9 protein-coding genes and 14 tRNA genes are annotated in these 10,585 nt (G+C 47.1%); 1 reads left to right on the forward strand and 22 read right to left on the reverse strand.

Annotated features, from left to right (window positions below; all coding sequences use genetic code 11):
- Positions 1-8: 8 nt before the first annotated feature.
- Positions 9-1,211 carry a glucose-1-phosphate adenylyltransferase subunit GlgD gene (gene glgD, locus KNO69_RS10430; RefSeq protein ID WP_353047372.1) on the reverse strand — a complete coding sequence of 401 codons (1,203 nt, stop codon included), beginning with the start codon at positions 1,209-1,211 and terminating at the stop codon, positions 9-11.
- Positions 1,144-2,298 carry a glucose-1-phosphate adenylyltransferase gene (locus KNO69_RS10435; protein WP_214814263.1) on the reverse strand — a complete coding sequence of 385 codons (1,155 nt, stop codon included), beginning with the start codon at positions 2,296-2,298 and terminating at the stop codon, positions 1,144-1,146. The genes glgD and KNO69_RS10435 overlap by 68 nt, the downstream gene beginning before the upstream one ends.
- Before the next feature lie 155 nt (positions 2,299-2,453).
- Between KNO69_RS10435 and KNO69_RS10440 the strand changes: the two genes are divergently transcribed.
- Positions 2,454-4,244: a transglycosylase domain-containing protein gene (locus tag KNO69_RS10440; protein ID WP_214817732.1), complete on the forward strand. Its 1,791-nt coding sequence runs from the start codon at positions 2,454-2,456 to the stop codon at positions 4,242-4,244.
- A gap of 40 nt (positions 4,245-4,284) precedes the next feature.
- Here the strand turns inward: KNO69_RS10440 and KNO69_RS10445 are convergent, their stop codons facing one another.
- The 20 genes from KNO69_RS10445 to KNO69_RS10540 all read right to left on the reverse strand — a co-directional run bounded on the left by KNO69_RS10445 (position 4,285) and on the right by KNO69_RS10540 (position 10,571).
- A complete protein-coding gene (locus KNO69_RS10445) occupies positions 4,285-5,088 on the reverse strand; it encodes a hypothetical protein (protein ID WP_214817743.1) in 804 nt (267 codons plus the stop codon).
- A gap of 68 nt (positions 5,089-5,156) precedes the next feature.
- Positions 5,157-5,714 (reverse strand): DUF5366 family protein, encoded by a 558-nt coding sequence (locus KNO69_RS10450; RefSeq protein ID WP_214685793.1) that lies wholly within the window; start codon positions 5,712-5,714, stop codon positions 5,157-5,159.
- A gap of 227 nt (positions 5,715-5,941) precedes the next feature.
- Entirely contained in the window at positions 5,942-6,415 is a 474-nt protein-coding gene (gene trmL / locus KNO69_RS10455) for a tRNA (uridine(34)/cytosine(34)/5-carboxymethylaminomethyluridine(34)-2'-O)-methyltransferase TrmL (protein WP_015880908.1), read from the reverse strand.
- A gap of 12 nt (positions 6,416-6,427) precedes the next feature.
- Positions 6,428-6,868, reverse strand: a complete 441-nt coding sequence (locus KNO69_RS10460) for a methylated-DNA--[protein]-cysteine S-methyltransferase (RefSeq protein WP_214817746.1) — start codon at positions 6,866-6,868, stop codon at positions 6,428-6,430.
- Positions 6,849-7,997 carry a tRNA epoxyqueuosine(34) reductase QueG gene (gene queG / locus KNO69_RS10465; protein WP_214817750.1) on the reverse strand — a complete coding sequence of 383 codons (1,149 nt, stop codon included), beginning with the start codon at positions 7,995-7,997 and terminating at the stop codon, positions 6,849-6,851. Before queG ends, KNO69_RS10460 begins: the two co-directional genes overlap by 20 nt.
- A gap of 67 nt (positions 7,998-8,064) precedes the next feature.
- Positions 8,065-8,135 (reverse strand) — tRNA-Gly (locus KNO69_RS10470).
- A gap of 292 nt (positions 8,136-8,427) precedes the next feature.
- Positions 8,428-9,312 (reverse strand): DUF2332 domain-containing protein, encoded by an 885-nt coding sequence (locus tag KNO69_RS10475; RefSeq protein WP_353047489.1) that lies wholly within the window; start codon positions 9,310-9,312, stop codon positions 8,428-8,430.
- Positions 9,313-9,431: 119 nt separating this feature from the next.
- Positions 9,432-9,512: transfer RNA gene (locus KNO69_RS10480), tRNA-Leu, on the reverse strand.
- 9 nt (positions 9,513-9,521) lie between these two features.
- Positions 9,522-9,595, reverse strand: a tRNA-Cys gene (locus tag KNO69_RS10485).
- Between the two features lie 9 nt (positions 9,596-9,604).
- Positions 9,605-9,679: transfer RNA gene (locus KNO69_RS10490), tRNA-Gly, on the reverse strand.
- A gap of 4 nt (positions 9,680-9,683) precedes the next feature.
- Positions 9,684-9,758: transfer RNA gene (locus tag KNO69_RS10495), tRNA-Gln, on the reverse strand.
- A 7-nt stretch (positions 9,759-9,765) separates the two neighbouring features.
- Positions 9,766-9,841, reverse strand: a tRNA-His gene (locus KNO69_RS10500).
- A 16-nt stretch (positions 9,842-9,857) separates the two neighbouring features.
- Positions 9,858-9,928: transfer RNA gene (locus KNO69_RS10505), tRNA-Trp, on the reverse strand.
- 3 nt (positions 9,929-9,931) lie between these two features.
- Positions 9,932-10,015, reverse strand: a tRNA-Tyr gene (locus KNO69_RS10510).
- A 5-nt stretch (positions 10,016-10,020) separates the two neighbouring features.
- Positions 10,021-10,096 (reverse strand) — tRNA-Phe (locus KNO69_RS10515).
- 31 nt (positions 10,097-10,127) lie between these two features.
- Positions 10,128-10,203, reverse strand: a tRNA-Asp gene (locus KNO69_RS10520).
- Between the two features lie 8 nt (positions 10,204-10,211).
- A tRNA-Met gene (locus KNO69_RS10525) sits at positions 10,212-10,285 on the reverse strand.
- Between the two features lie 16 nt (positions 10,286-10,301).
- Positions 10,302-10,376, reverse strand: a tRNA-Glu gene (locus KNO69_RS10530).
- 18 nt (positions 10,377-10,394) lie between these two features.
- Positions 10,395-10,485: transfer RNA gene (locus tag KNO69_RS10535), tRNA-Ser, on the reverse strand.
- Between the two features lie 11 nt (positions 10,486-10,496).
- A tRNA-Asn gene (locus KNO69_RS10540) sits at positions 10,497-10,571 on the reverse strand.
- Positions 10,572-10,585 lie beyond the last annotated feature (14 nt).

Raw genomic sequence — 10,585 nt, forward strand, 5'->3', positions numbered from 1 at the left:
AATCCTCCTCATACCACTGTTCGTTTCGCGATGACAATCGGTTCGTCGATTGTGCCTCGGATGACCTGTCCTCGTTTTACAACAACTTCTTTATCCAAAATCGCATTTTCAACGACAGCTCCTTCTTCAATGATCGATTTTGATGAAATGATTGAGTTTTTCACGCGTGCGTGTTTACTGACTTCAACACCACGGAAGAGAATACTATTTTGCACCTCGCCATGAATCTTACATCCATTTGCCACGAGCGCCTCGTTTACCTTTGATCCTTTCAAATAACGAGTCGGTGGCTCATGTTTGATTTTCGTGTAGATATGCGGGAAGTCATAAATGATGCCTTCGCCACGGAGTAATCGCATGCTTTCATTATAGTAAGAAAGCACCGAGTGAATGACCTGCATTTTCCCGACATAATGGTACCCGTGCACGTGTAAACGATGAAGCTGGGGACGAATGACGCCATCCAACAGGTCATATTCGCCTTTAGAGGTCGCTTCATCAACGAGACGCATGAAGAGATTCTTCGACATAATGATCGTTTCTGTGTACGTGTACTCATCATCCGGTGAGAATCCGCGCTCAGAGATGCCGACGACGCGGTCATTCTCCCCAAGGCGTATCGGACGGCAATAGCCACATTTCTGTTCATGGGTCGTATAGGCAAGCGTGATGTCCGCGCCCATCGATTTATGATGTGCGAGCATGTCGTTGTAGTCAATCGTCGTCAATACATTCGAACCTGTGATGACCACATACGGCTGCTTGCTGCGAATGAAGTGTTCACGGTGCATCGAGAAGTTGGCCAAGTCGCCAAGATACGCTTCTCCGTCCGGTTTCAACGCTGGTGGGAAGATGTGGAGACCGCCTTGCGAACGGTCCAAATCCCACTCTTTCCCTGAACCGAGATGATCCATCAATGAGCGATACTTATCTAACGTAAAGATCCCGACTTGATTAATATTTTGTGTGATCATATTCGTCAAGGTGAAGTCTATCAGGCGATAGCGTCCTGAGAATGGGACTGATGCCAGATTACGATGTCCAGTAAATTCCGGAAACAGACCTTGTTCCGTTCCTAAGTTAATGACCCCTAATAAATCGTTCGTCAACAGTAACGCCTCCTTGCGTGTCTCTTTACTCGTATCAAACTCTTTGTTTGAAGACGGTTCCACTTTCAATGTTTTCGTGTGGTTCAATAACAACGATTTCACCACCCGGCTCACCTACTGTCGCGCCGTCTTCAATGACTGCACAGCTAGCGACAATGGCTCTGTGAATTGTTACATCCTTCCCGATTCTAGCTCCTGGCATAATCACCGAGTCTTTAACGAGTGAACCTTCTCCAACACGGACATCGTAAAATAGCACTGAATGTTGGACTTCGCCTTCGATATGACACCCTTCGTTAATCACAGACTGTTCGACACAAGCGTCTTTTCCAATATACTGAGGAGTCTGGTTCGGGTTGACCGAATAGATTTTCCACTCCGGGTCATATAAATCGAATGGTGGTTCATCTTCCAAGAGGTCCATGTTCGCTTCCCAAAGAGACTGGATCGTACCGACGTCTTTCCAATAGCCTTTGAATTTATAAGCGAAGACGTCGAGTCCTTGAAGAAGCGTGTTCGGAATGATATTCTTCCCGAAGTCAAAGCTAGACGTTTCGTCTTCAGCATCTTTAATCAAATGTTCGCGCAAGACGCTCCAGTTGAAGATGTAAATCCCCATCGAAGCCAAGTTGCTCTTCGGTTCTTCTGGCTTCTCTTCGAACTCATTGATACGGAGGTCATCCGCTGTGTTCAAAATTCCGAAACGCGGCGCTTCGTCCCACGGCACTTCCATGACAGAGATGGTCACATCGGCTTGTTTTTCTTTATGGGCTTCGAGCATTTTCTCGTAGTCCATTTTATAGATGTGGTCCCCCGAAAGAATCAACACATAATCCGGATCGTAATCATCGATGTAACTCAAGTTACGATAGATAGCATTGGCCGTCCCTTCGTACCAGTTTTTCCCCGACTGTGCTTGGTAAGGTGGGAGAATGGCTAACCCCCCATTGCGACGATCTAAATCCCACGCCGTCCCGATTCCTAAGTAACGATTCAATTCAAGTGGCTCGTATTGCGTCAATACCCCGACTGTTGTAATTCCCGAGTTCGTGCAGTTTGACAATGGGAAATCGATAATGCGGTACTTTCCGCCGAAATTCACGGCCGGTTTCGCCGTTTTTCGCGTGAGAGGCCCCAATCGCTTTCCTTCTCCTCCCGCAAGGAGCATCGCAACCATTTCTTGCTTCATAAATAATAAGCCTCCTCAAAATCGTGATATACAACCTCTTTTACCCTTTTTCGTCCTTTCCTAAAGTATTCCTTCTCGAATTATTATATGATAACGTTTACATTTTTATTTTTTTGTAAATTGGACGATATAATGTATAGAGAGAGGTGAAATAGATGAGAGCTTGGATTGGAACCTTATTTTTTGCTGGACTTTTGGCTGCTTCCTTGTCACTTGCCACTGCATTGAAAGAAGAGATTGATCAGGCAGATGAAATTCTATCTTGGGGACAAGAGCTGGTATCGGCACAACCACTCTCGTCAATGCATGCCGTCACACTCGCATACAACGGGGGAGAACAGCAAATCTACTTGACGGGCCGCAGAAATGACGTGTCCCCGAAAGCGTTACCCGAACATATCCAAGATGCGATTACAACCATCGAAGACCGTAAGTTCAATGCTCATCCCGGTTATGATTTGAGCGGGATTGCCCGAGCATTTATCAATAACGCGAACGAGACATCTGTCCAAGGTGGGAGTACAATCACGCAACAGTTGGCACGGAACGTGTACCTCACACATGAACGGACATATGAACGAAAAGTGAAAGAGTTATTGCTTGCTCGAGCACTAGAAAAAAAATATAGCAAGAAAGAAATTTTAACAGCTTATAGCAACGTTATTTTTTTTGGACATAATGTATATGGGATTCAATCGGCAGCCGATACATACTTTTCAAGACCGCTCCACGATCTGAATTGGAATCAACTCGCTTACTTGTTGACAGTACCGAATAATCCGTCACTTTATGATCCGCTCAATCCATCTGATGCTTTTTTTGAGCGTAAGGACCGAATCTTGACGCAACTGTTTGAAGCGGGTGTTCTCTCGAAGAGTGCTTACGATCAGTATCATGGCGTCAAGCTCCAAGCATCGTTTCGCAGTCAAACGATTCAATACCCGGACTATATGGATACAGCCGTCCGTGAAGCGATTCAATTGGTACGGACACGTTACGACTTAGATGATACCGAGGCGAGAGAATATTTGTCCACGCATGAAGCGACGATCGAGACTTACTTATCAACCGGGAAGCAGAAACAAGCAAAACAGGTGATGAGTCAACTCCCTCCCGGTGTGAACGGTGGCTATACGGAACTGACACCTCAAGGGAGAATCGTGGCCATGGTCGACTCTGAGATGACGCAGGTCGGTGAGTTCAACCGAGCGACCCAGGCGTACCGCCAACCAGGTTCCGCAATCAAACCAATCCTCGTTTTCGCCCCATTTATCGAAGAGACAGGAGCGAAACTTGACACGGTACTTGACGGTCGTCCGGCTTGTTACGGTTCTTATTGTCCCGGAAATAGTCACAACCGTGTGTTAGGCGATGTCTTATTGAAAGATGCGGTCGCTTTCTCGTATAACACACCTGCGCTCGCCGCCTTCTCAGCAATCGATCAGGAACGCGCGTATAAGACAGCTGATATGATGTTCAGTCAATGGGATGAACAGGACGAGAACTTAGCGAGTGCCCTTGGCGGTCTCACACAAGGGGTCTCCCCAAAAGAACTCGCCGCCGCCTATACCCCGTTCTTAAATAAAGGCGAGTATACATCCGGACATACAATCAAACAAATCACATTCAAGTCCGGTGAACCAACACTGACCCCGATCTTAACGGAAGAGACAGTCTGGTCTCCGGAAACGATTAGTGAGATGAAAAAAGCGTTATCGACCGTCACCTCATACGGTACAGGTCGCTATGCGAATCAGCTGAAACGTGAGTTTGAGTATCTCGGAGGAAAGACCGGAACAACGAACGACAACAAAGATATGTGGTATGTCGGACTGACCGATCGCACCATCACCGCCATCTGGCTCGGTGCCGATACACCTCGCCCATTCCCGGAACTCGCCAACCGTGCGTATCCGGCGATTGTCTGGACACAGGCACATCAATAAAAGGAGTCAGCCACTGAAAAGTGGACTGACTCCTTTTGCTTTATAATCGACGTTCGATTTGAAGTCGATATGCTCCCCAATGCTCCATTAACTCGTCGTGATTGATTAGTTTCCATGGATTGAAACGGACTTGACCATGTTTATTGAAATAGAGTCCTTGTCGCACACAGTAACTCGCATGGACCAGTTGCCCTTGTTCGCTCCAAAACGTCAGGACGTCATTCGGCCTCAGTGTATCATCCTTCACAGTTTCGTACCTACTTCGCTTTAATGTCTGAAGGAACGTCTCTGGATGAACCCATCGGTGAACGACCTGTTCGTTTCCCGTGACCGCAAACAACGTCGCCGCGAGACAGTTACTTCCATCCTGGATCGGAAACCGATTTGCATAATCCGCAATATGCGAAGCAATCGAGTCATCACAGGGTTCCCCTTCCCAACGATCCCACTCCTTCGCATAGTCGAGCAGGAGAGAATGACGCATCTCGATGTCGAGCTCATTCCAATTTTGCGGATGCAAAACGATGACACACGCGCCATCCTTCTCTATAATCATCTCATTCGATAGACGTTTCATCTGCTCGACTGATATCGGCAAAACAAGACCACGATGGGTCGTCACTTGAAATTCCAATAAACGTGTTTTGACGTGCTCCTGTAACTCCTTCAAAAAGCTAGAGAACGCATGGATGACATAAGTCACGTCTTGACCCATCTGCCACGTCACATACGGATTCGTGATGTCGGGTCTGCGGTAAAGCGGATGATTGAAAAACTCCTGCCTCGGAATCACGAGACAGGAACTCGGTATATCCTCAAGAAACGAAGAATCAATCCAATACAAGGTTTCCTCCGGGACAAATGATAGACACCACGCTTCGATCACATCAGAGGTTGGTCCAAAAGAATGCTTCATAAGATGATATCTCCGACAGAGTTAAACAAGCGAAGGACCGACCAACCTAACCCGCTGACCAACGTCGCCCACATGACGACCTGCATCAGTAATAAGCCGATGGCACGTGGGACGGACATCGATTGGCTTACTTGCCAGACATAGTAAAAGAGATACATCAAGAGCGTGCCAACGAGCACGGCGATAACGGCGAGCAATGTGTTCAAAAAGAGAAAGCTGATTCCGGACCCGATGAGAAAGATGATGGCACCAGGTTTGAGCCGATGAAGCGACGTGCCATTTGTCTCTCGCGCAAAAAAAGCGAAACCGAGTTGATTGAACGTATCGGCTACCAATTTGAATGCGCTAAACAACATAAAGAAAATCGTAAAGAATACGACGAGCACGAGCACTTTCGTCTCTTGCACGGATAACAGTTCGATAATTTCACTATATACGCCAATTTGATTCAGCCATTGGATTACGTACTCGGAGGTCGCAATCGCAAGTGACATCGAAAACAAAATAATTCCGATGAGTGGGGCATAGCTCAGTAAGTACACATTCGTTTTCATGTTCCTTCTCCAATTTCACAGTAATTTCTTATATTCAGTGCAATTCACCTACCAAGTATATTATACTATTTATAGTTATGGAGAATAAAAGGGGGATTTTTGGATGGGCCTATTATTGATGGTTGGAATCAGCGTCGTCTTCCTCGCAGCGATTTTGACAGCTGGATATAACCGTAAACCTGAGGGTAACGAATAAGAGCCGGGATTCTTACGAATCCGGCTCTTTTTTATTTCAATCCTGCATATCCCTGTTGGCGAAGCGCCTCATATACGATGATGGCTGCTGTATTCGATACGTTCAATGAACGAACGAGGTTCGATTGTGGTAGGCGGATGCAGCGATCCAAATTGTTCTCGATGACTTCCATCGGCAACCCTTTCGTCTCACGACCAAAGACGAAGAAGTAGTCACCGTCTACATCTGAAACGTCTAAATCACTCGGGTATTGTTCCCCGTACTTCGTAATATAAAAGAACTGACCATCCGGATGCTTCTCCCACAGCTCTTCTAACGAGTCATGATAGCGTACATCGACGAATTGCCAATAGTCGAGACCGGCACGCTTTAACATCTTATCATCCGTCGAGAATCCGAGCGGACGAATCAAATGAAGGACCGAATTCGTCGCCGCACACGTACGTGAGACGTTCCCTGTATTTGCTGGTATTTCTGGTTGAAACATTACGACATGAATTGCCATGGTTGATTTCCCTCACTTTTTCATTTCAAATTCTAGAAGGCGTTGTTTCTCAGCCAATCCTCCCGCAAAACCGACAAGCTTCCCACTACTTCCAATGACACGGTGACACGGAAATAGAATCGGCAACGGATTTCGATTGAGCGCCTGACCGACGGCGCGAACGGCTTTCGGGCGACCGATTTGTTCAGCAATTTGCTTATATGTGCGTGTCTCGCCATAAGGAATGGTCAAAAGCGCATCCCACACCTCCTGTTGAAACGGTGTCCCGTTCATTTCAACGTAGGCACGATCTGTTTCTTGAAACCCTGTCCGCTCGACTCGCGTCATAAGATTCCGCAACCATTCAGGTGCTTCTTCTGTCGGTTCATGTGTTGTGAACTCCAATTCGGTCAACTTACCTGATCCATTTATCTCGTACATTAGCGGTCCCCACTTAGACGACACGATCTTCATGTGCCCACTCCTCTCGATATATGCGAATCTCTTCATGAACCATATCAGACGTTTCATTCCGTTCAATCTCTTCAAATATCGAATCGGCATCAGGTCCAAGAATCGCACCGATTGCCCAAACAGCCGTCGCGCGCATATCTTCGCGTTCATCCTGTTTAATAAATTCCCTTAAGATTGGAATCGCTGAAAGTTCACGGTAGTGCGCGAGCGCTAAAATCGCATTTCGTTGAATCGGTTTCTTCCCGCGCCATGCGCCTGATAAATGTCCGAACTTTTGTTTGAACTCCCGGTTGCTCAATGTCAGAAGAGGCTCTAAGAGCGGTTTGACAACCTCAGCTTCCGGTAACAATTCTTCATGGTGGCGCCAGTCCTTTTTGCGATTATATGGACAGACTTGCTGACACGTGTCACATCCATATAATCGACCACCAAGTTTCGACCGAAACTCTCGTGGCATCAACGTCTTCATCTGCGTGAGATAGGCGATACAGCGCTTCGCATCGAGGACACCTGGTTCAACAAGGGCCGTCGTCGGACAAGCTGTCATACATTTATCGCAATCCCCACATCCGTCTTCAATTGCTTCATCCGGTGGTAAGTATACATCTAAAATCATTTCGCCCAAATAAAGATAGGATCCTTTCTCAGGAGAGATGATGGAACAGTTTTTCCCACTAAATCCAATCCCCGCACGTTCTGCGACAGCACGATCGACGAGCTCACCCGTATCGACCATCGAACGCGTTCGCACGTTTGGAACCAATTCTTCAATGTACGCTTGAAGTTTGGCCAATCGATCGCCGACCGCCCGATGGTAATCGAGTCCCCACGAAGCACGAGCAAACAACCCTCGTCTCTCCCCGGCGACACTACGGGGCGCATCTTTTAATTTACTTGGATAGGCGATGGCGATCGCAATGATCGACTGTGCCTCTTCAAGCAGAAGTTCAGGATTTGTGCGTTTCTCTAAATCCGGTTCTTCGAATCCAGAGGCATATCCTTTCTCCTGTTGTCGAATGAGTCGTTGTTTCATGACGATGAACGGATCAGCTGTCGTCACTTTCAACTCATCAATCCCGATGGTTTCGGCATACGCTAAGATTTGTTGTTTTAATGTGTACGGGTCCATTCCGTTCACCTCCTCTATATATTTTCGCATACAAAAAATCTCTCCGCCACTCGGCAGAGAGATATGAAGCGGGTGAAGAGAATCGAACTCTCGTCATCAGCTTGGAAGGCTGAGGTTTTACCATTAAACTACACCCGCATGAAATATTGTTGTCGTTCAAGCGACTATAGTTAATATACACCTATACTATTAATCTGTCAACAGGTATTCGTAAGTTTTCTAAATTCAATGAAATCAATATGTTAATATATCTTAATCATTCAAAAGATCATGGATGAAACAAAGAATCGAGTGGCGTCAGGATTTGAAATTGACGGCCGTGCCCCTCTGTTTCTGCAAACGTAAACGCTGTAAGTTGACCGTCCTGATACAAATCTACATGAAGGAAACGATCTTGGATATTTTTATAGATATGGAAGACGTCTCGTGTTTATCCAATTCGCTCGACTTGCTTCAAAAGTTCTTCTTTGACGGGACGTGACATCTGATTTGCAACGTGTGTATGGAAGATACATAACGTCTCTGTCTCCCACACACGCGACACGAGATCTTGTAACATCGTCACACCATCCCCTTCAATGAGCGTCACCATATTAAAATTGATTTCATTCATGGCAGCCTGAAGCAGTTGCCGTCGTGTCTCATGCTCTGGCCAGATTAACGCATTCAACCATGACCGCTCTGCTTGATCTGTCAAGTCCACAATGTTCAAATCGACACCAATACGCGTTCCGATGTCTAATAGCGTCTTAGCCTCGAGATGGAATGATTCGTTCGATTCGACGGTCGCTGAGATGTTTACTGATGAGATGCTTATCGGGTTGATTGGGACGCCATTATATTCATAAGCGTACTGGTCAACAAATAGTTGAAGCCCTGCACTCGTTCCGATTTCGAGCAGTGCGAGTGATTGCTTCGTCTGTTGTTGAATCTTCGAAAATATCGGATACAAGTAGGCGCATCGTTGAACCTCGTTCGTTTGCACACGACGGGTCCTCAATCGATGACGGATCTCACTTTCGTATGTATGGCAAAAAGCTAAAAAAGAGGGAAATACATCTTCAGCTTGTTTTGGATATTTTGTCACGCTAGGATAATAGGTGGCCAACTCATCAGCAGAGTGTTGAATTACCAGTTCATGAACAGATGCAAACAATAGATTTGGAGCAGGTTGTCCCTTTGGTATGTCTTCACACAAAGATAAGAGCCATTCATGCTGGGCCACTTCTCGAGCTAGCACTTCGTATAAGTGACTAGAACCCACACATTCGTTGTCAGCAAATCGGGGATGAACCGATTCGATTGTTCTGTATATTGAATATCATCCACCTCGTTTCTTCTTGTTTAAAACATTCGAGCTGAATGAATGTCCTTCCTTCTCAAAAAAAATAGCGAACAGAAAAAAGACCCTAACCTCAGTTAGAGTCATACGGATACCGGTGGTCGGAGTCGAACCGACACTCCAGAGGAACACGATTTTGAGTCGTGCGCGTCTACCAATTCCGCCACACCGGCATATTATGTTGGAGGCGCCAGTCGGAATCGAACCGACGATAAAGGAGTTGCAGTCCTCTGCCTTACCACTTGGCTATGGCGCCAAAAGTCATTGGAGCGGAAGACGGGATTCGAACCCGCGACCCCGACCTTGGCAAGGTCGTATTCTACCACTGAACTACTTCCGCAAAATGGCTGGGCTGGAAGGGATCGAACCTTCGCATGTCGGAATCAAAATCCGATGCCTTACCACTTGGCTACAGCCCAATAATAATGGGGCGACTGAAGGGAATTGAACCCTCGAATGCCGGAATCACAATCCGGTGCGTTAACCACTTCGCCACAATCGCCATGATGAAATTAAAACAGGGGCAGCAGGAATCGAACCCGCGCTGACGGTTTTGGAGACCGTAGTTCTACCGCTAAACTATGCCCCTAAGTGGTGGGGGGGGGCGGATTCGAACCGCCGAACCCGAGGGAGCGGATTTACAGTCCGCCGCGTTTAGCCACTTCGCTACCCCCCCACATATGGTGGCTTTGGACGGAATCGAACCGCCGACACAAGGATTTTCAGTCCTTTGCTCTACCAACTGAGCTACAAAGCCATATGTAGTATGATTGATTTCAAAATAAAAATGGCGGTCTCGACGGGATTCGAACCCGCGATCTTCTGCGTGACAGGCAGACATGTTAACCCCTACACCACGAGACCGGACTTAATTGCGGGGGCCGGATTTGAACCGACGACCTTCGGGTTATGAGCCCGACGAGCTACCAGACTGCTCCACCCCGCGACGATATAAAGTTAAATGGTGACCCGTACGGGATTCGAACCCGTGTTACCGCCGTGAAAGGGCGGTGTCTTAACCGCTTGACCAACGGGCCATTACATATTTGAAAAACTGGCGGAGAGCAAGGGATTCGAACCCTTGAGACGGTTTTGCCGCCTACACGAATTCCAATCGTGCTCCTTCGGCCACTCGGACAGCTCTCCAAAAGAGAAAGTGGCTCCGCAAGTAGGATTTGAACCTACGACCTACCGGTTAACAGCCGGTTGCTCTACCACTGAGCTATTGCGGAACGATCTTGCCTGG

It is taken from the genome of Exiguobacterium sp. s131 (assembly GCF_018617345.1).
Lineage (GTDB): Bacteria > Bacillota > Bacilli > Exiguobacteriales > Exiguobacteriaceae > Exiguobacterium > Exiguobacterium profundum.

What these genes read in the sequence shown, in the direction of transcription:
- KNO69_RS10435 (WP_214814263.1), bottom strand. Translation starts at nt 2,298, where the DNA reads ATGAAGCAAGAAATGGTTGCGATGCTCCTTGCGGGAGGAGAAGGAAAG.
- KNO69_RS10440 (WP_214817732.1), top strand. Translation starts at nt 2,454, where the DNA reads ATGAGAGCTTGGATTGGAACCTTATTTTTTGCTGGACTTTTGGCTGCT.
- KNO69_RS10450 (WP_214685793.1), bottom strand. Translation starts at nt 5,714, where the DNA reads ATGAAAACGAATGTGTACTTACTGAGCTATGCCCCACTCATCGGAATT.
- trmL (WP_015880908.1), bottom strand. Translation starts at nt 6,415, where the DNA reads ATGGCAATTCATGTCGTAATGTTTCAACCAGAAATACCAGCAAATACA.
- KNO69_RS10460 (WP_214817746.1), bottom strand. Translation starts at nt 6,868, where the DNA reads ATGAAGATCGTGTCGTCTAAGTGGGGACCGCTAATGTACGAGATAAAT.
- queG (WP_214817750.1), bottom strand. Translation starts at nt 7,997, where the DNA reads ATGGACCCGTACACATTAAAACAACAAATCTTAGCGTATGCCGAAACC.